Origin of the sequence: Serratia sp. szju (genome assembly GCF_044594185.1) — a bacterium.
GTDB classification, from domain to species: Bacteria; Pseudomonadota; Gammaproteobacteria; order Enterobacterales; family Enterobacteriaceae; genus Serratia; species Serratia bockelmannii.
In genome coordinates this window covers 4971553-4991099 of sequence record NZ_CP172576.1, presented here as the reverse complement: position 1 = coordinate 4991099, position 19547 = coordinate 4971553, and the positions used below count along the sequence as shown (strand labels likewise).

At 63.1% G+C, this 19547-nt stretch carries 19 protein-coding genes; 13 read left to right on the top strand and 6 right to left on the bottom strand.

The features are described from left to right. Nucleotides 1-168: 168 nt before the first annotated feature. The 4 genes from RE418_RS23635 (at nt 169) to dinG (ending at nt 3929) form a co-directional block, all read left to right on the top strand. Nucleotides 169-825, top strand: a complete 657-nt coding sequence (locus RE418_RS23635; RefSeq protein ID WP_025302060.1) for a glutathione S-transferase family protein — start codon at nt 169-171, stop codon at nt 823-825. A 124-nt stretch (nt 826-949) separates the two neighbouring features. Continuing rightward, entirely contained in the window at nt 950-1282 is a 333-nt protein-coding gene (locus RE418_RS23630) for a carboxymuconolactone decarboxylase family protein (RefSeq protein ID WP_025302061.1), read from the top strand. Then, nucleotides 1272-1664: a tautomerase family protein gene (locus tag RE418_RS23625; RefSeq protein WP_089180676.1), complete on the top strand. Its 393-nt coding sequence runs from the start codon at nt 1272-1274 to the stop codon at nt 1662-1664. The genes RE418_RS23630 and RE418_RS23625 overlap by 11 nt, the downstream gene beginning before the upstream one ends. 66 nt (nt 1665-1730) lie before the next feature. Further along, nucleotides 1731-3929, top strand: coding sequence for an ATP-dependent DNA helicase DinG (dinG, locus tag RE418_RS23620; RefSeq protein WP_025302063.1), 2199 nt, complete (start codon nt 1731-1733; stop codon nt 3927-3929). Here dinG and RE418_RS23615 read toward each other — a convergent pair whose 3' ends face one another. Next, complete coding sequence (locus RE418_RS23615) at nt 3930-4364, bottom strand: Lrp/AsnC family transcriptional regulator (RefSeq protein ID WP_025302064.1); 435 nt, start codon at nt 4362-4364, stop codon at nt 3930-3932. A gap of 136 nt (nt 4365-4500) precedes the next feature. Between RE418_RS23615 and RE418_RS23610 the strand changes: the two genes are divergently transcribed. Continuing rightward, nucleotides 4501-5409, top strand: coding sequence for a DMT family transporter (locus tag RE418_RS23610; protein WP_049203920.1), 909 nt, complete (start codon nt 4501-4503; stop codon nt 5407-5409). 3 nt (nt 5410-5412) lie between these two features. Here the strand turns inward: RE418_RS23610 and prpR are convergent, their stop codons facing one another. Continuing rightward, nucleotides 5413-7014 carry a propionate catabolism operon regulatory protein PrpR gene (gene prpR, locus RE418_RS23605; protein WP_089180677.1) on the bottom strand — a complete coding sequence of 534 codons (1602 nt, stop codon included), beginning with the start codon at nt 7012-7014 and terminating at the stop codon, nt 5413-5415. A gap of 245 nt (nt 7015-7259) precedes the next feature. Between prpR and prpB the strand changes: the two genes are divergently transcribed. The 4 genes from prpB (at nt 7260) to RE418_RS23585 (ending at nt 11558) form a co-directional block, all read left to right on the top strand. Beyond that, nucleotides 7260-8150: a methylisocitrate lyase gene (gene prpB / locus RE418_RS23600; protein WP_049203922.1), complete on the top strand. Its 891-nt coding sequence runs from the start codon at nt 7260-7262 to the stop codon at nt 8148-8150. Between the two features lie 33 nt (nt 8151-8183). After that, nucleotides 8184-9347, top strand: a complete 1164-nt coding sequence (gene prpC, locus RE418_RS23595; RefSeq protein WP_164068360.1) for a 2-methylcitrate synthase — start codon at nt 8184-8186, stop codon at nt 9345-9347. A gap of 50 nt (nt 9348-9397) precedes the next feature. After that, on the top strand, nt 9398-10849 hold the full coding sequence (locus RE418_RS23590; RefSeq protein ID WP_169540424.1) for a bifunctional 2-methylcitrate dehydratase/aconitate hydratase: 1452 nt from the start codon (nt 9398-9400) through the stop codon (nt 10847-10849). Nucleotides 10850-10928: 79 nt separating this feature from the next. Continuing rightward, nucleotides 10929-11558, top strand: coding sequence for a LysE family translocator (locus tag RE418_RS23585; protein ID WP_164068358.1), 630 nt, complete (start codon nt 10929-10931; stop codon nt 11556-11558). On the opposite strand, the gene RE418_RS23580 is transcribed toward RE418_RS23585, so the two are convergent. Further along, complete coding sequence (locus tag RE418_RS23580; RefSeq protein ID WP_164068356.1) at nt 11555-12394, bottom strand: helix-turn-helix transcriptional regulator; 840 nt, start codon at nt 12392-12394, stop codon at nt 11555-11557. The genes RE418_RS23585 and RE418_RS23580 overlap by 4 nt on opposite strands. Before the next feature lie 99 nt (nt 12395-12493). Here RE418_RS23580 and RE418_RS23575 point away from each other — a divergent pair, with 99 nt between their 5' ends. The 4 genes from RE418_RS23575 to RE418_RS23560 are packed head-to-tail and all read left to right on the top strand — an operon-like array spanning nt 12494 to nt 17506. Then, nucleotides 12494-13918 carry an MFS transporter gene (locus tag RE418_RS23575; protein ID WP_025302072.1) on the top strand — a complete coding sequence of 475 codons (1425 nt, stop codon included), beginning with the start codon at nt 12494-12496 and terminating at the stop codon, nt 13916-13918. A gap of 57 nt (nt 13919-13975) precedes the next feature. Continuing rightward, entirely contained in the window at nt 13976-14605 is a 630-nt protein-coding gene (locus RE418_RS23570; RefSeq protein WP_399675618.1) for an FMN-binding negative transcriptional regulator, read from the top strand. Between the two features lie 38 nt (nt 14606-14643). Beyond that, complete coding sequence (gene ybiB / locus RE418_RS23565; protein WP_043137073.1) at nt 14644-15603, top strand: DNA-binding protein YbiB; 960 nt, start codon at nt 14644-14646, stop codon at nt 15601-15603. A 46-nt stretch (nt 15604-15649) separates the two neighbouring features. After that, on the top strand, nt 15650-17506 hold the full coding sequence (locus RE418_RS23560; protein ID WP_399675615.1) for a M3 family metallopeptidase: 1857 nt from the start codon (nt 15650-15652) through the stop codon (nt 17504-17506). A gap of 63 nt (nt 17507-17569) precedes the next feature. On the opposite strand, the gene RE418_RS23555 is transcribed toward RE418_RS23560, so the two are convergent. From RE418_RS23555 to RE418_RS23545, 3 genes are all read right to left on the bottom strand, one after another. Further along, entirely contained in the window at nt 17570-18205 is a 636-nt protein-coding gene (locus RE418_RS23555) for a carbonic anhydrase (RefSeq protein ID WP_025302076.1), read from the bottom strand. Nucleotides 18206-18491: 286 nt separating this feature from the next. Next, nucleotides 18492-18749, bottom strand: coding sequence for a YdgH/BhsA/McbA-like domain containing protein (locus RE418_RS23550; protein WP_193402645.1), 258 nt, complete (start codon nt 18747-18749; stop codon nt 18492-18494). Between the two features lie 166 nt (nt 18750-18915). Beyond that, nucleotides 18916-19545 carry a flavin reductase family protein gene (locus RE418_RS23545; protein WP_099816766.1) on the bottom strand — a complete coding sequence of 210 codons (630 nt, stop codon included), beginning with the start codon at nt 19543-19545 and terminating at the stop codon, nt 18916-18918. Between the last annotated feature and the right edge of the window lie 2 nt (nt 19546-19547).

Genomic DNA, 19547 nt, shown 5'->3' with positions numbered 1-19547 from the left:
GTTGGCGGCGGAGAATTTTTACCGTAGTAATGTGATCCATTTATGACAAAAAATTCATTTTCATGTCGAACGATTAAAAAAGTCGCGCAAAGGGTGAATTTTTTCTTCAGCCGACGGTCGGCGGCTGGTCTACAGTTATCGATACCTTGTTCCGCTGCGGGAGGAATCATGCACGATACTTATACTTTGTTCGGCACGCAGGGTTGCGGTTCGACGATCGTGGCCGCCGCGTTGGCGTTGACCGCGTTCCCCTGGGGCTATGAGGAGGTGGACTACACGCAGGACGGCCCGGAGCGCGATCGCCTGCTGGCGCTAAACCCGCTGGGCCAGGTGCCTACCTTGGTGTTGCCCAATGACGAAGTGATGACGGAGAGCGCGGCGATTATCCTGCTGCTGCACGATCGCGCACCGCATGCTGAACTGGCGCCGCCCGGCGGCTCGCCGCTGTTGCCACGTTTTCTGCGCTGGCTGCTGTTCATTAACGCGGAGATTTACCCCACCTTCACCTATGCCGACCATCCGCAGCGCTGGCAGCCGCAGGCGGCGGGGGCGGAGCAGCTGAAAAATGCGGTGATGGATTATCGCGAGCGTTTATTGCAGCAGCTGAACGCCGCCGCCGGCGCAGCGGGCCCGTGGTTTCTCGGCAAGAGCTTCAGCGCGTTGGATCTGTACGTGGCGGTGATGTGCAACTGGCGGCCGGGCCGCGCGTGGTTCCGGCAGCACTGCCCGCGGCTGTACGCCATCGCCGAACGGGTGGAGCAGCGGCCGGAGCTGAATGCGCTGCTGAGCGCCCATTTCGACGGCGTTGCCCCACTGGAATCGTGAAACCTCCCCGCTGCCCGGCGGGGAACCCTCCCGTTTTTCTGAACCGAGACTGTCGAAAATCCCGATTTTCACTCGCTGCGGCGGCGGGTAGCGTAAGGCTATCCGTAACTGACAGGAGAGTGTGATGCCATCAGAATCCCAGGCCGGGCAACAGGCGTTCGGCGATATTGCCCCCAAGCTGGCGCAGCTCAGCGACAACATATTGTTTGACGATGTCTGGCAGCGGCCAGAGCTGAGCCCGCGCGAGCGCAGCCTGATCACCGTCGCCGCGCTGGTGGCGCTCAACCGCGTGGAACAGCTGCCGTTTCACCTGCAGCTGGCGCAGCGCAACGGCGTGGCGCGTCAGCAACTGGCCGAGCTCATCACCCATCTGGCGTTCTACGCCGGCTGGCCTGCAGCGGCATCGGCCGTGGCGCGCCTGCGCGAGCTGGAACCGGAGGCGCCCCATGCCGTTTAGCCGCATCGCCCTGCATCAGGGCAAATCCGCCGACTACCTGCAAACCTTGTCCGACAGCCTGCATCAGGCGCTGGTGGAGGCGTTCGAGGTGCCGCCGGCGGACAAATTTCAGGTGTTCGATCAATACCGCCCCGGTGAGCTTATCTACGATCGCGACTATCTCGGCGGGCCGCGCAGCGCTGATTTCGTGCTGTTTTACATCACCGCCGGGCGGCCGCGCGACAGCGACACCAAGCGGCGTTTCTACCGACGGCTGGCGGCGTTGCTGATGGAAAAGCTGCGGCTGAACCCCGAGGATGTGATGGTGGTGATCGCCACCACCCAGTTGGACGAGTGGTCGTTCGGCGGAGGTCGCGCCTCGATGATCGATCCGCAGGCGTAACTCGGGCTGACGTCGCCGGCGGTCTGTGGGACAATAGCGCCATCATTTCGTTTAGATAAGAGTTGAATGGCGCTCTCCTCCGCAGTTAAAGATCAGATTGGCCAGTGGTACAAAGCCCTGCAGCAGCAAATACCGGATTTCATTTCCCGCGCGCCCCAGCGTCAGATGATCGCCGAGGTGGCGAAGACGTTGGCCGGTGACTACCCGCGCCATCTGGCGATCGAGGCGCCGACCGGCGTCGGTAAAACGCTGTCTTATCTAATCCCGGGCATCGCCGTCGGGCGGGCGGAGAGCAAGCCGCTGGTGGTGAGCACCGCCAACGTGGCGCTACAGGACCAGATCTACAGCAAAGATTTGCCGCTGCTGAAGAAGATTATCCCCGATCTGAAATTTACCGGTGCATTTGGCCGCGGGCGTTACGTCTGCCCGCGTAACCTGGCGGCGATGAGCACCGACGTCAGTCAACAGGGCGATCTGACGCTGTTCCTCGACGACGAACTGGCGCCGTCCAGCGGCGAAGAGCAGGCGCTGTGCCAGAAACTGACCAAGGCGTTGGCTCGCTTCGAGTGGGACGGGCTGCGCGATCACTATCAGCAGAGCATCGACGATCCGCTGTGGGCCAAGCTGAGCACCGACAAGGCCAACTGCCTGGGGCGCAACTGCCACTACATTCGCGAATGCCCGTTCTATATTGCCCGCAAAGAGATCGAGAGCGCCGACGTGGTGGTGGCCAACCACGCGCTGGTGATGGCGGCGCTGGAGACGGAATCGGTGCTGCCGAACCCGAAAGAATTGCTGCTGGTGCTGGACGAAGGCCATCATTTGCCTGAGGTGGCGCGCGACGCGCTGGAGATCGACGGGGAAATCACCGCGCTGTCGACCAACCTGCAGTTGGACATGATCGTGCGCCAGGTCGAGCAGTGCATGACGCAGTACCGGCCGAAGAATCCGCCGGGGCTGGCCAACAGCGAACGGCTGAAAAATCATTGCGAAGAGCTGCGCGAGCTGGTGCAGATCTTCGAGCATCAGGTCAGCGCCTACCTGCCCGGCGATAGCGTGGCGGCCGAGCACCGTTTTGAAATGGGCGAGCTGCCCGCGGAGATGGTGGAGAGCTGCGCGCGGCTGTTTAAACTGACCGATGCATTACGGGGGCTGGCGGAGTTCGTGCTTAACGATCTTACCGAGCAGACCGGCAAGCACGACATCGTGCGTCTGCATCGCGCGATCATTCAGATGAGCCGCACGCTGGGCTATCTGGAGGCGATGAGCAAGCTGTGGCGGCTGGCGGCGCTCGACAAGTCGTCCAACGCGCCGATCTCCAAATGGGTCACGCGCGAGCTGCGCGATAACGTTACCCATCTGTATTTGCACTGCGTCGGCATCCGCGTCAGCGACCAGCTGGAGAAGCTGCTGTGGCGCAAGGTGCCGCACGTGGTGGTCACCTCGGCCACGCTGCGTTCACTGAACAGCTTCGCGCGTTTGCAGGAGATGAGCGGGCTGAGCGAGAAGGCCGGCGATCGCTTCGAAACGCTCTCTTCGCCGTTCAATCACGTCGAACAGGGCAAAATTGTCATTCCGCAGATGCGCTATGAACCGGCGCTCGCCAACGAGGCGGAGCACCTCGAGGAGATGGCGCGGTTTTTCCGCGCCGAGCAGGCGAGCGGCAAGCACAAAGGCATGCTGATCCTGTTCAGCAGCCACCGGGCGATGCAGACTTTCCTCAGCTACGTGACCGATCTGCGGCTGATGCTGCTGGTGCAGGGCGACCAGCCGCGCTACCGGCTGGTGGAAGAGCACCGCAAGCGGGTGGAGAAGGGCGTCGCCAGCGTGCTGGTGGGGCTGCAATCGTTCGCCGAAGGGCTGGATCTGAAAGGCGAACTGCTGACCCAGGTGCATATTCACAAAATCGCGTTCCCGCCGATCGACAGCCCGGTGATCATCACCGAAGGCGAGTGGCTGAAATCACTGAAGCGCTATCCGTTCGAAGTGCAGAGCCTGCCGAGCGCCTCGTTCAACCTGATCCAGCAGGTCGGCCGACTGATCCGCAGTAACCAATGCTACGGCGAGATCGTGATCTACGATCGCCGGCTGTTGACCAAAAACTACGGTTCGCGGCTGTTGGCGTCGCTGCCGGTGTTCCCGATTGAGCAGCGCGCGGTGCCGGAGGCCGACAAGGCGCATCTGGCGGCGCTGAAATCCGCCGCCGACGCGGCCAAAAAAGAGAAGAAGCGCGGCAACCCGTTCGCCCGCAAACGGCGGCGTTGATCAGAGCAGCGGCGGCAGGCGGCGCTTGACCGGCGTGGTTTTCACGATCGAGGTGTTGCTCTGCGCATGCTCGGCCAGCCGATCGAGGGTATGGTCGAGCTGTTCCATCGAGTGCGCCACCAGCCGCACGATAAAGCAGTCTTCGCCGGTCACCTTATCGCATTCGACCACTTCCGGGATCGCCTGAATCAGCTGCTCGACCTTCTTCAGCATGCCCGGCAGCGGCTTGATGCGCACCAGCGACTCGAAGGCATAGCCTACCGCCTGCAGATTGACGTTCAGGGTATAACCCTGGATCACGCCGCTTTCTTCCAGCCGCCGCAGTCTTTCCGACGTGCTCGGCGACGACAGCCCCACCTGCGCGCTCAGCGTCTTCAACGATGCGCGCGCATCTTCCGCCAGAATGGTCAGGATTTGGCGATCGATATCATCCATAACGCCTCCGTTAGGTATTTTCTTTATTATAGCTTAGAGAAAAAGGCAGTTAAGCATATCTGCCTTTTTTATGCTATGGAAAGCCGCCCCGCGAAGCCGCAAGCTATGTCTCTGGGCAAGCTTCGAGGAACGCAGAATGAATGCAGAGATAAAACGCGGATCGCTGGAGATGGCGGCGGCGATGTTGATTTCCGGCTCTATCGGCTGGTTTGTGTTGATGTCCGGCCAGCCGGTTATCAACGTGGTGTTTTGGCGCTGCGCGGTAGGCGCGCTGGTGCTGCTGGCGGTGTGCGGCGTATTGGGGCAGCTGCGACGCGATGCGCTGACGTGCGCCACGCTGCTGCTGGCGATCGCCGGCGGCGTCGCGCTGGTGATCAACTGGCTGCTGCTGTTTGCCGCCTATTCCTATGCCTCTATTTCCATCGCCACCGCGGTGTATAACACCCAGCCGTTTATGCTGGTGGGGCTGGGGGCGCTGTTTTTGGGGGAACGGCTGACCGCCCGCAAGCTGCTGTGGCTGGGGCTGGCGTTCGGCGGCATGATGCTGGTGGTGCTGGCGCAGCCGCGGCAGGCGGGGGAGCAGAGCCATTATCTGGCGGGCATCGCGCTGGCGCTCGGCGCGGCGTTTTTCTACGCCCTGATGGCGCTGGCGGCCAAGCGGCTGAAGGGCACGCCGCCGCATCTCATTGCGCTGATCCAGGTGACGGTAGGGGCGGTGATGCTGTTGCCGCTGGTGGATTTCCATGTTTCGGCCAGCGTTGGGCAGTGGGGGATGCTGGCGACGCTCGGCGTGCTGCACACCGGCCTGATGTACGTGTTGATGTACGGTGCGCTGCAGAAGCTGCCCACCAACCTGATCGGCTCGCTGTCGTTTATCTACCCGATCGCCGCCATGCTGGTGGATCGCCTGGCGTTTGGCCACCGCCTGTCGGCGTGGCAGCTGCTGGGCGCGGCGATCATCCTGCTGGCGGCGGCGGGCATGAACCTGCTGGGCGATCGGCGAGCGCGACTGCTGCCGGCCTCGGACGGCCGGCGCGCCGGCTGATGCTCAGTTCGGTTTTTTCAGCCGGCGCCATAAGGTGGTGCGGCTGATCCCGAGCAACCGGGCGGCGGCGGCGTGGTCGCCCCCGCACCGCGCCAGGGCTTCGTGGGCGGAGATGGGCGCCGCCTGCGTCTCGGGCGGCGTGACCGCCGCCAGCTCCGGCAACAGCCACTGCAGCGTTTCACCGCTCGGCGCTGCGCCGGTGCTCAGCATCAGCGCTACCCGTTCCATCATGTTGCGTAGTTCGCGCAGGTTGCCGGGCCAGGCGTAATGGCTTAGCGCGGCGTAACAGCCGGCCAGGGCGGTGCGCAGCGGCTCCGTCAGCGGCACATCGAGCGCCGCCAGCGACTGTTTCAGAAAGTGTTCCGCCAGCATCGCAATATCGTCGCCGCGCGCCCGCAATGGCGGCAGCTGCAGCCGCAGGGCGCTCAGGCGATAAAACAGATCGGCGCGAAAACCGCCCCGTTGAATCGCCTGCTCCAGGCGGGTGTGGGTGGCGCTGATGACGCGAAAGTCGACCGTTACCGGCTGTTGCCCGCCCACCCGGGTGATAGTTTTCTCTTCCAGCGCGCGCAGCAGTCGCGTTTGCAGGTGCAGCGGCATTTCGCCGATCTCATCCAGAAACAGAGTGCCGCCGTTGGCGGTTTCCAGCAGCCCGCGCCGGCCGCCGCGCCGTGATCCGGTGAAGGCGCCTTCCTCATAGCCGAACAGTTCCGCCTCCAGCAGCGATTCGGCGATGGCGCCGCAGTTGATGGCGACGAACGGCGGCGTCGCCCCCCTGGACGGTGCGCCGCGCCGGGAAAAGTATTCGCGGTGGATTGCCTGCGCCGCCAGCTCTTTGCCAGTGCCGGTTTCTCCTTCAATTAATACCGCCGCCGGCGAGCGGGCGTACAACATGATGGTGCGCCGGGTCTGCGCCATCTGCGGGGAGTCGCCCTGCAAATCGCCCAGCCCATAGCGTGGCTGCAGGGTATCGCGTGCGGCGTAATCGCCGCCGCGTTTGCCGCCGCTCAGCATCAGGCGCGTTACGTCCAGCGCATCGCTGAAGGCGGCGCGCAGGGTGGCGGCGGAATAGAGAAAAATGGCGGTGAGCCCGGCCTCTTCCGCCAGATCGCTGATGAGGCCGGCGCCGACCACCGCCTGAATACCGGCGGCTTTCAGCTCGGCGATCTGGCCGCGCGCGTCCTCTTCGGTGACGTAACTGCGCTGTTCCAGCGGCAGATCGAAGGTTTGCTGGAACTCCATCAGTGCGGGCAAAGGCGTTTTATAGGTGATGACGCCGATCCGATCGGCGGTTCTGCGCGCCTTGCTCAGCGCCTGCAGCAGGTCGAAGCCGCCGGGCTTGACCAGGATGACCGGCACCGACAGGCGACTTTTCAGGTAGGCGCCGTTGGAGCCGGCGGCGATGATGGCGTCGCACGGTTCGGTCGCCAGGCGTGCGCGGATGTGCTGCACCGCCTCCTCGAAGCCGAGACGGATCGGGGTGATGGTCGCCAGATGGTCGAACTCGAGGCTGATGTCCCGGAACAGATCGAACAGGCGGGTGATGGAGACGGTCCAGATCACCGGTTTGTCCGGCGCGCGGGATGGCGTGATGTGATCGCTCATGGTGGGTTACCGAATGGAAGTGGCTGCATTAGGTGTAGCCCGGTTTCAGTTATGTTTCAAATTTACTGTGTGAAACAACGATTGAAACGTTAACTGAAACGTTTTTTATCCCTTTGCCAGGCCAATGGCGCTGAATATGTTGTAACTCACTTATTTTTATAGTTTTTAATTTTCCCCCTCACCGAAGTGAAACCTGGCCCGCTCCTTGCTCTGTCTGTTCCATCTAGCTAATCGGAGAGAACGTCATGACGCTGCGCTCACCCGGGCTCGCCTTTCGTCAGGCCCTGAATAAAGAGAAACCCCTGCAAATCGCCGGCGCGATCAACGCCAACCATGCGCTGCTGGCCCAGCGGGCCGGGTTCCAGGCCATCTATCTTTCCGGCGGCGGCGTGGCGGCGGGTTCGCTGGGGCTGCCGGACCTGGGCATTTCGACGCTGGACGATGTGTTGACCGATATTCGCCGCATCACCGACGTCTGCCCGCTGCCGCTGCTGGTGGATGTCGACAGCGGTTTCGGCGCATCGGCGTTTAACGTTGCCCGCACGGTGCGCTCGGTGAGCAAGGCCGGGGCGGCGGCGCTGCATATCGAAGATCAGGTCGGCGCCAAGCGCTGCGGCCATCGGCCCAATAAGGCCATCGTCTCCACCGAAGAGATGGTGGATCGCATCAAGGCGGCGGTAGATGCGCGCAGCGATCCGGACTTCGTGATCATGGCGCGCACTGACGCGCTGGCGGTGGAGGGGCTGGAGGCGGCCATCGAGCGCGCTCAAGCTTACGTGGCGGCCGGGGCCGACATGCTGTTCCCGGAAGCGATCACCGAACTGGGCATGTACCGCCGTTTCGCCGAAGCGACGCAGGTGCCGATCCTCGCCAACATCACCGAATTCGGCGCGACGCCGCTGTTCACCACCGACGAGCTGCGCAGCGCTCGGGTGGATATGGCGCTGTATCCGCTGTCGGCCTTTCGGGCGATGAACCGGGCGGCGGAGCGGGTGTACCGCGCCCTGCGCGAGGAGGGCACGCAGAAAAGCGTCATCGACACCATGCAGACCCGCAACGAGCTGTACGAAAGCATCAACTACTATTTGTTCGAAGAGAAACTCGACGCTTTGTTCGCTCGCCAGCGCGACGAATAAGCGCCATTCACGCAGAAGCCAAATGAGGACAGTATGAGCCAAGCGATCCCCCCGCAAAGCCCGACTGGCGTTAAGCCGAAAAAATCCGTGGCGTTATCCGGCGTGCCCGCCGGAAATACCGCGCTGTGTTCCGTAGGGCGCAGCGGCAACGATCTGCACTACCGCGGTTACGATATCCTCGATCTCGCGCGCCACTGCGAGTTTGAAGAGGTCGCCCATCTGCTGATCCACGGCAAGTTGCCCAACCGCGACGAGCTGCAGGCCTATAAACACCGTCTCAAAGCGCTGCGCGGCCTGCCCGCCAGCGTGCGCACGGTGCTGGAGGCGCTGCCGGCGGCTTCGCATCCGATGGACGTGATGCGCACCGGCGTTTCGGCCCTTGGCTGCACGCTGCCGGAAAAAGAGCAGCACGGCGCGGCCGGCGCGCGCGACATTGCCGATCGGCTGCTGGCGTCGTTGGGATCGATGCTGCTGTATTGGTATCACTACAGCCACAACGGCGAGCGCATTCAGCCGGAGACCGACGACGATTCCATCGGCGGCCACTTTCTGCACCTGCTGCACGGCGAGGCGCCTTCTGCCAGCTGGGAGCAGGCGATGCACGCGTCATTGATCCTGTACGCCGAGCATGAGTTCAACGCCTCGACCTTCGCCGGCCGGGTGATCGCCGGCACCGGATCCGACGTCTATTCGGCGATCGTCGGCGCCATTGGCGCGCTGCGCGGGCCGAAGCACGGCGGCGCCAACGAGGTGTCGCTGGAGATCCAGCAACGCTATGAAACGCCGGACGAAGCGGAAGCCGACATTCGCCGCCGCATCGACAACAAAGAGGTGGTGATTGGCTTCGGGCACCCGGTGTACACCGTCTCCGATCCGCGCCATCAGGTGATCAAAGAGATCGCGCTGCGCCTGTCGCAGGAAGCGGGGGCGATGAAGCTGTATGACATCGCCGATCGGCTGGAAAGCGTGATGCACGACACCAAAAAGATGTTCCCCAACCTCGACTGGTTCTCGGCGGTGTCTTACCACCAGCTGGGGGTGCCCACCGAAATGTTCACGCCGCTGTTTGTCATGGCGCGCGTCAGCGGCTGGTCGGCGCACATCATCGAGCAACGGCAGGACAACAAAATCATTCGCCCGTCCGCCAACTATACCGGGCCGGAAGTGCGGGCGTTCGTACCGCTGGATCAGCGCTGAGCGCCGGTCGTTATCGTGTCGTTTTCACTCTGGAGCCTTTGGGAATCATGATGCTTGAGTCTGCCAATACCCGCCGTCCGCCGTTCGATCGCGAAATGGTCGATATCGTCGATTATGTGATGAAAGAGGCCGTCGATAGCCCGGCGGCATACCGCACCGCTCACTATTGCCTGCTCGATACCCTCGGCTGCGGGCTGGAGGCGCTGAGCTACCCGGCCTGCAAGAAACTGATGGGGCCGGTGGTGCCGGGCGCCGAGGTGCTGAACGGCAGCCGGGTGCCCGGCACCCGTTTCCAGCTGGATCCGGTGCAGGCGGCGTTCAATATCGGCGCCATGATCCGCTGGCTCGACTTCAACGACACCTGGCTGGCGGCGGAGTGGGGCCACCCGTCGGACAACCTGGGCGGGATCCTGGCGGTGGCCGACTGGCTCTCGCGCCAGGCGGTGGCGGCAGGCAAGGCGCCGCTGACCATGCGGCAGGTGATGATCGCCATGATCAAGGCGCATGAGATCCAGGGCTGTCTGGCGCTGGAAAACGCCTTCAACCGGGTGGGGCTGGATCACGTGCTGCTGGTGAAGGTGGCGTCCACCGCAGTGGTGGCACAGCTGCTCGGCCTGAGCCGCGAGGCGATCCTGAACGCGGTGTCGCTGGCGTGGGTGGACGGGCAGTCGCTGCGTACCTATCGCCACGCGCCGAACGCCGGCACCCGCAAATCCTGGGCTGCGGGGGATGCGACCGCCCGCGCGGTGCGGCTGGCGCTGATGGCCGCCACCGGCGAAATGGGCTACCCCTCGGCGCTGACGGCGCCGACCTGGGGATTCTACGACGTCTCGTTTAACGGCAAACCTTTCCGCTTCCAGCGGCCGTACGGCGCGTATGTGATGGAGAACGTGCTGTTTAAAATTTCGTTCCCGGCGGAGTTCCATGCCCAGACCGCCGTGGAGGCGGCCATGACGCTGCACCGCCAGATGCAGGCCGCCGGCAAAACCGCCGCTGACATCGCCAGGGTGAGCATCCGCACCCACGAGGCTTGCCTGCGCATTATCGACAAGCAGGGGCCGCTGGATAACCCGGCGGATCGCGATCACTGCATTCAGTATATGGTGGCGATCCCGTTGCTGTTCGGCCGGCTGACGGCGGCGGATTACGAAGACCGGGTGGCCGAAGATCCGCGTATCGACGCATTGCGTAGTAAGATCCACTGCCATGAAGATCCCGCTTTCACGTGTGATTATCACGATCCGGAAAAGCGCTCGATCGCCAATGCGCTGACGGTGGAGTTCGCCGACGGCAGCCGTCTGGATGAGGTGGCGGTGGAGTATCCTATCGGCCATGCGCGGCGGCGCGAAGAGGGCATCCCGCTGCTGATCGAGAAGTTCAAAATCAACCTGGCGCGCCAGTTCCCAGCCCTGCAGCAGCAGCGCATTCTCGAGGTGTCGCTGGACCGCCAGCGGCTGGCGCAGATGCCGGTCAACGAGTATCTCGATTTGTGGGTGATCTGAGGTGAGCGGCGCTGACAAGCCACGTCGGCGTCGCTATGATGGACGCTCCATCCCCGTCCGTCTTCTTATCAGGTGATTCATGATTGATGCCGCAACGTTGTTGTTGTTTTCCGGTGCCTGCGTGGCGCTGGCGCTGACCCCCGGCCCGGATATGCTGCTGATCGCTTCGCGCAGCGTCAGCCAGGGGCGGCGCGCCGGTTTCGCTTCGCTGGCGGGCATTCAGCTCGGCACATACTGCCACGCGCTGGCGGCGGCGCTGGGGTTGTCGCAACTGTTCGTCGCGGTGCCGCTGGCTTACGACGCGGTGAGAATGTTGGGCGCCGCCTATCTGCTCTACCTGGCGTGGAAAACGCTGCGATCCGGCAGCAGTCTGCAGGCTTCTGCCGGGTTGCAGGCCGTGCCGACGGCGCGCATTTTCCGGCAGGGACTGTGCACCAACATCCTCAACCCGAAAATGGCGCTGTTCGTGCTGGCGCTGTTCCCGCAGTTTATCGATCCGCGTGCGGGCTCGGTGGTGGCACAGATGCTGGCGCTGGCGACGGTGCTGAATCTGGTGGGGTTGCTGATTAACGGCGGGGTGATCCTGGCGGTCAGCGGCATGAAAAGCCGCTTCGCCGGCCGCCGCTTCAGCGCCCGCTGGCCGAACTACCTGCTGAGCGGCGTATTCGCCGGGCTGGCCTGCAAGCTCATTTTCGACAGCCGCCGCTAACCCTCGCGCAGCAGCGCTTCAAACGCCGCGCTGGCCGGTTCGTCCGGCAGCGCGCTGTACATCACCAGCCGCAGGTGGTTCTCTTCGTCGACGATGAAAGAGGCGTGGTCAAAGGTGACCGGGCCGATTGCCGGGACGATGAAGCTGCGCCGCCCCTGGCAACGTCCGTGAATGTCATGCTGCCGCCAGAGCTGGCGGAATTGCGGCGATACCTGCTCCAGCGCCTGTACCCGTTGGCGCATCACCTCATCCTCCGGCGCACGGGCGTAGTCGCGGCGGAAGCTGGCCAGGATTTGCGGCGCCTGCGCCCGCCACTCCAGCAGGCGCGCATTGAGCTGCGGATCGGCAAACAGCATCCACAACATGTTGCGCTCTTGCGCCGGGCGCTCGCCGATGGCGAACAGCTGCTGCGCCGCCGGATTCCAGGCGATGATGTCCCAACTCAGGTTCATGACGTAGGCCGGCCGCAGCGTCAAATCGTCCAGCAGGCGCCGCACCAACGGCGAAACCTGGCACCACTGATGCCCAACCGGCACCGGCGGGCGCTGATGCGCCAATAAGAACAGGTGGTAGCGGCCGGCGGCGTCGAGCTGCAGCACCCGCGCCAGATTTTCCAAAAACGTCACCGACGCATTGATTTCCCTGCCTTGCTCCAGCCAGGTGTACCAGGTGAGGCCGACGCCGGCCAGCGCCGCCACCTCCTCGCGCCGCAATCCCGGCGTGCGGCGGCGGCTGCCGCTTGGCAAGCCGACTGACTCTGGTGACAGTTGTTCTCGCTTTTGCCGCAGAAAATCCCCCAGTTCGTGGCGGGTGCGTTCGAGGGTGCGTGGGGGCATGTCGGCCGTCCTGTTGCTGTCAGTAATAGTATAAATGGCTATATAGTAACAGTTTAAACCTTGTTCCATACTGCGGCCATCATAATCTCTGGAGGTGGTATGGAACATTCATTATCTCGTGAGCGGCGAGGGCTGCCTGGCCTGCCGGTGCTGCTGTTGGGCGGGTTCGTCACGGTGTTCGATCTGTTCGTGGTCAACGTGGCGGCGCCGGTGATCCAGCGGCAGTTCGCCGCCGATTTCGCCGGGATCGGTTTGATCGTCGCCGGTTATGAGCTGGCGTTTGGGGTGCTGTTGATCGCCGGTGGGCGTTTGGGCGATCGCTTCGGGCGTCGGCGCTTGTTCAGCCTCGGCATGCTGGGATTCACGCTGAGCTCCCTGTTGTGCGGGCTGGCGGGATCGCTCGGCCTGCTGATCGCCGCGCGTATTCTGCAGGGGGCGACGGCGGCGCTGTTGTTCCCGCAAATTTACGCCTTGATGCGGGTCCTGTACGCGCCGCAACAGCGGCGGCGCGCCTTCGCTTGGCTGGGCATGACGCTGGGATTGGCGGCGATCTTCGGCCAGATCCTCGGCGGATTTATCATCGAGGCTAACCTGTTCGGCAGCGGCTGGCGCATGATCTTTTTGATCAATTTGCCGATCGGCGCACTGGCGCTGTGGGCGGCGCGGCGCATTCCCGAATCGCGCGTGGCGCAGGCGCAGCGGCTGGACGGCGTTGGCCTGTGGCTGGCGGCGACCGGCCTGTCGCTGTTGTTGCTGCCGTTGCTGGAGGGGCCGGCGCGCGGCTGGCCGTGGTGGATAGCGCCGATGTTGGCGTTAGCGATGCTGACGCTGTGGGGCTTTCTGCGTTGGGAGCGCCGTCTGGCGCAGCGCGGTGATGATGCGGTGCTCGATCCGGCGCTGTTCCGCCAGGCGGGTTTCGCGCCGGGTATGGCGGTGGTGCTGGCGATTTATGCCACCGCTTCCTCGTTTTTCTTGTGTTTCGCGCTGCTGCTGCAGGCGGGGGCGGGGCTGACGCCTTTTCAGGCGGGCAGCCTGTTCGCCCCGGCCAGCGCGGCCTTTATGCTGGCGTCGATGCTGGCGCCCCGGCTGGCGCTGCGTTGGGGCAATGGCGTACTGAGCGTGGGCGTGGCGATTTACGCCGCCGGGTTGGCGCTATTGATGGCGCAGGCGCTGTGGGGTGAGGCGCTGGCGCACCCTCTGCGGCTGCTGCCGGGGTTAGTGGTGCTGGGATTCGGTCAGGCGCTGAGCATGACGCCGCTGCTGAATCTGGTGCTGGGTTTGGCGCCGGAGCGGCAGGCGGGCATGGCGGCGGGTCTGGTTGCCACCGTGCAGCAGGTGGGGGGCGCGCTGGGCATCGTGGTCAGCGGCGTCGCTTTTGTGCCGCTGTTGGCGAGCGGCGGTGCAGCGGAGCGCTATGCCCAGGCCTTTGCCGGCGCCATGGTATTTAATCTGTTGGCGATGGGCATCGCCCTGCTGTTGTTAAACCGGATCACTCGAAATACTCAGAAAGCGGATCTTAAGTAGGCCGCCGGCGGGTGCTTTACTGTTGTCATCATAAGAGAGCGATAAGGAGCCACACTGATGTTTCAACCCGCCACATTTCGCGAAGACAATCTGGATGCCCAACTGGCGCTGGTGCGGACCCACCCGTTGGGGCTATTGGTCAGCCACGGCGAGCAGGGATTGACGGCCGATCCGCTGCCGTTTCTGGCCGATGTCGAACAGGGGCAGATCCGGCTGCGGGCGCACCTGTCGCGCGCCAACGCGCACTGGCGACGGCTGCAGCACGCGGCGGAATGCCTGGTGATTTTTCAGGGCGTGGAGGGCTATGTGTCCCCCGGCTGGTACCCGAGCAAGCGCCAGACCGGCAAAGTGGTGCCGACCTGGAACTACAGCATGGTGCAGCTGTATGGCGTGCCGACGGTGACGGACGATCCGGCCTGGCTGCGCCGCCAGCTGATCGACCTGACGGCACAACAGGAAGGGCGCCGCCCGGCGCCCTGGCGGCTCGACGACGCGCCGGCCAACTATATCGCCGCACAGCTTAAAGGCATCGTCGGTATCGAGATCGCCGTTACCCGGCGCGAAGGCAAATGGAAAATGAGCCAGAACCGCAGCGCCGACGATGCCGGCGGGGTGATCGCCGGGCTGCGCGAGGGCGATGACGCGCAGCGGCGACTGGCGGCGGAGGTTGAGCGGCGGCGCGGATAGGGTATGCTAACCGAAGAGTGAGCTGAGGGAACCTTCGGATGGATTACACCAAAATTATCAAAGAAATAGGCCGCGGCAAAAATCATGCGCGCGACCTGGACCGGCAGACCGCCTTTGAGCTGTATCAGGCGATGCTGGCCGGGGAGGTCCCCGAGCTGGAGCTGGGCGGCATTCTGATCGCGCTGCGCATCAAGGGCGAAGCCGAAGAGGAGATGCTGGGCTTCTATCAGGCGATGCAGCAGCAGGTGTTGCCGCTGCAGGCGCCGCAGGGGCGGCCATTGCCGGTGGTGCTGCCGAGCTACAACGGCGCGCGCAAGCAGGCCAACCTGACGCCGCTGCTGGCGCTGCTGCTGGCGAAAGTGGGCCTGCCGGTGGTGGTGCACGGCGTGCTGGACGACAGCACCCGCGTGACCAGCGCCGAGATTTTCCGCGCTCTGGGGCTGCCGTGGTCGGAACAGGCTGCTCACGCCCAGCGGCGTCTCGATAACGGCGAGGCGGTATTCATGCCGGTTTCCACGCTGTCGGCGCCGTTGGCGCGGCAGCTCGGATTGCGTTGGCGCATGGGGGTGCGCAACAGCGCCCATACGCTGGCCAAGCTGGCGACGCCGTTCGGCGAACAGGATGCGCTGCGCCTCGCCAGCGTCTCTCACCCGGAGTATGTTGGCCGGGTGGCATCGTTTTTCCGCCAAATCGGCGCCCGCGGGCTGCTGATGCACGGCACCGAAGGTGAAGCCTACGCCAACCCGCTGCGCTGCCCGCAAATTCACCACATCGTCGGCGGCGAACAGCACGTATTGCTGGAGCGCACCTTGCAGGATGAAACGCCGGCATTGCCGGCGGCGAAAGACGCGGAAACCACCGCACGCTGGACCGAGCGCTGCCTGGCGGGCGAGGTGGCGATCCCGCAGGCCATCCAGCGGCAGGTCGCCTGTTGCCTGGTGGCCGCCGGCGAGAGCGAGACGCTCGAGCAGGGGCTGCAGCGCCTGCGTCAGGCCTAAGCGCGACTATACTGGGATATTTCCTCATCGGCTGAGAAGGACGGTTATGCAACAGGCTCTCGATTACTTCAATCAATTGAACCAGGATTACCTCGACGTTCACCGCGCCAAAGAAGAGCTGTTCTGGCAAAACTACATGGGCACCGGCGATGAAGGCGTGTCGGCGCGCTTTTCCGCCGCGGAAAGCGCCTATAAGCGCTTTATCGCCGAACCGCGCCGGCTGGCCGAGATCCGCAATCTGCTGGCCGGATTGGAAACGCTGCCGCAGGAGGCGCAGCGCGATGCGCTGATCCACGGCCTGCAAGGCTGGCTGCGTTTCTTCGACTGTAACGCCATTGAAGATCCGCAGGCGCAGGCGCTGTTGGATCAGATCATTCACGCCGAGTCCGATCTCTACTCGCGCCGCAAGGGCTATCAGGTCACACACCTGAACGCCGACGGCCAGCGGGTGGCGGCCTCGCTCGGCGAGCTGCTGACCAACCAGGCGACCAACCCGAACGAAGACTACCGCCGCAGTTCGCAGCAGGCGCTGCGCGACCTGGAGCAATGGCTGCTGCATAACGGCCTGCCGGAGCTGATCGGCCTGCGCAACCGCTTTGCGCGCCAGATGGGCTATCGCAACTATTTCGACTACAAGGTGAACAAAACCGAGCGCATGACGCCGGAGCAGCTGTTCGCCATTCTGGATCGTTTCGAGCGGGAAACCCGCGAGGCCAACGCGCGCAGCCTGCAACAGCTGGCGGCCGACAAGGGCGGCCAGGCGCTGGAGCCGTGGAACGTCCGCTTCGCCAGCGCTGGCGACGTCACCCGTCAACTGGATCCTTACTTCCCGTTTTCTCGTTCGCTGGAACGCTGGGTCGACAGCTTCAAACGCCTGCACATCGGCTTTGGCGGCGCCGAGATGAACCTCGATCTGCTGGTGCGCAAAGGCAAGTATGAGAACGGCTTTATGCACGGCCCGGTGCCGCCGTTTGTGCGCCAGGGGGAATGGGTGCCGGCGCGCATCAACTTCACCAGCCTGGCGCAGCCGGGGCAGGTGGGCAGCGGCGCTTACGGGCTCAACACCCTGTTCCACGAGGGCGGCCACGCGGCGCACTTCGCCAACATTCGCCAGAATGCGCCGTGCTTCTCGCAGGAGTTCCCACCGACCTCGATGGCCTATGCCGAAACCCAGTCGATGTTCTGCGACAGCCTGCTGGACGACGCCGACTGGCTGAAACGCTATGCGAAAAACGCCGCCGGCGAAGCGGTGCCTGATGCGCTGATCGAGGCCGGCATCGCGGCGCGCCAGCCGATGCGTGCGTTCAACGAACGCCACATCCTGCTGGTGCCGTACTTCGAGTGGGCGCTGTACCAGTGGGATGACGAGCAGCGCACGCCGGAAGCCATTACCGCGCTGGCGCGCGAGGTCGAGCAAAAGATCCTCGGCATCAGCGGCAGCCCGCGTCCGACGTTGGCGATCCAGCACCTGCTGTCGCTAGAATCCGCCTGTTCCTACCAGGGCTATCTGCTGGCGATGATGGCGGTAGAGCAAACCCGTCACTTCTTCCTGCAGCGCGACGGTTACCTGACGGACAACCCGGCCATTGGCCCGGATCTGGCGCAACACTACTGGTTGCCGGGCAACAGCGTCAGCCATGACGACACGCTGCGCAGCCTGACCGGCGAAGGGTTTAATCCTGACTATCTGGCGCAGGCCTGCAACCAGACGGTGGCACAGGCGTGGCATGAGGCGCAGCAGACGATGGCCGCCGCAGCCAAGCGCCCGCAGCCGCCGGCAGATTTCGATTTGCAGGCGCACATCCGGGTGGTGGATGGCGAGACGGTATTGGCGGACAACGCCGAGGGTGACGAGCGGATGTGCCGCGACTTCGCTGCGGCGATAGAGGCGCGCTTGCCTTAAGGCTGACAATAAAATCCACGCCGCGGCGTGGATTTTATTTAATGATAAAAACCGGGCGTTATTTTATTCGAAATAGACGTCGGGATTATCGGCCAGAGACACGAAGCTCTTGGTGTTTCTATCCAGCGTGCGAATTTCGCCGCTTTCGATGTCGTATACCCAGCCGTGTAGGCGCAGCCCACTGTTGCGCAGACCCACCGCCACAGAAGGGTGGGTTTTGATATTATTTAGCTGGGCTATGACGTTTTCTTCCACCATAGCGTTCACTTTGTCTGTTTCGCTATCCCAGGTTTTCTTCTCGACCACCGCTTTGGCCGCATCCGCGTAGTGCAGCCAGTGGGCAACGGCAGGCATGGGATCGAGGCACTGACAGGATGCGATAGCCTTCATGGCGCCACAGTTCGAGTGGCCACAAATCACGATATCAGTCACGCCCAGCGCCACCACCGCGTATTCAATAGTCGCAGAAACCCCACCCGGCTCCGGGCCAAAGGAAGGGACGATGTTACCGGCGTTACGGATAACGAAAAGCTGCCCAGGTTCTTGCTGCGTCACCAGCTCGGGCACCAGACGGCTGTCAGAACAGGAGATGAAAAGCGCTTTAGGATTTTGGCTGGAGGCCAGGCTGCGAAAGAGTTCCTTACGCTGCGGGAAAATCTCTTTCTGGAAACTGAGGAAACCTTCAATGATATGTTGCATACAACGCTCTCTGCATCTGTAGTCTGCGTAACATGATAATCATCCTCTCCCGTTAGTCCAGCAATGGGGTGGTAAAAAAATGTGTGCTTAACTGCCTGCAAACCCCATTAAATAAAGGGTTTCTGCCTGTTGGCGACGGTATTTTCCGGGTCGTTGACGCGTGGGTTGCTGACAAAGCGGACGATAGGAAAATTGCTGTCGTACCCATTCAGCGCTGACGTACGCGAACATAAAAAAAGCCCGCCGGGATGATATCCGGCGGGCTTTTTGACGTCTGGGGCGGCGATTATTTGTAGATAACCGCGGTGGCGTGCATCAGGTTATTGCCGCTGGTAGAGGTGATGGTGAAAGCCTTGGCGCCTACGGCATCGGCTTTGGCGGCCAACTGAGAGGTCAGGCTGCTCAGGTCGGTTGCGCCGCTGGCGACGATCACGCCGGCTTTTTCGAATTGGGCGGCATCCTGGGCGCTGACGTGTTCAGCGGCAAAAGTGGTGAAAGAAACGGTGGCCAGAGCGATAGCAGCAAAAGTTTTGATGGTTTTCATGTTCGTCATTCCTGTCAAAGTGAATTAGGGAGAAAGGGGTTGCCTTTCGATGGGAAGATTATTGCGCAGTGACAGGCGGGATGAAATCGGAGAGTGTTGATAGTTTTATTCAGAATTTTTGATTATTAATTCCCCCGTTTATCTTCTGCATAAACGGGGGAAACGATCAGCGTGACGGGCGCGTCAGATCGAAACGGTGCTGTTCGGAAATGCCGTAGTAGGCGGTCGGGCCGCCGGCGCGCAGGATAGGTTCGGCGGCGGCGGTCTGGTAGACGCCGTGTTCATCCAGCAGCGCCGGATCGAGATGCACCGCCACCACCTCGCCCAACACCAGCCAGGTCTCCACCTGTTCCCCGGCGGCGGTTTGCAGTTGGATGCATTGGGTCAGCCGGCATTCGAAGTTCACCGGGCTTTCGGCCACACGCTCGGCTTTGACCCGGCGCCCGGGCAGCGGCGTGACGCCGGCGAAGGCGAATTCGTCCTCACCGCGCGGCAGGGTGATGGAACTGTTGTTCATCGCTTCCGCCAACGGGCGCGTCGCCAGGTTCCAAACGAACTCGCCGGTTTCCACGATATTCGCCACGCTGTCTTTCCAGCCGGTGCTGGCGAAACCGATGATCGGTGGGCGGTAGTTGAAGCAGTTGAAAAAGCTGTAGGGCGCCAGATTACGCAAGCCAGCGGCGCTGCGGGAAGAGATCCAGCCGATGGGGCGCGGGCCGACGATGGCGTTCAGCGGATCGTGCGGCAGGCCGTGGCCGGCGGCGGGTTCATAATAGTAATGAGATTCACGGCTCATGG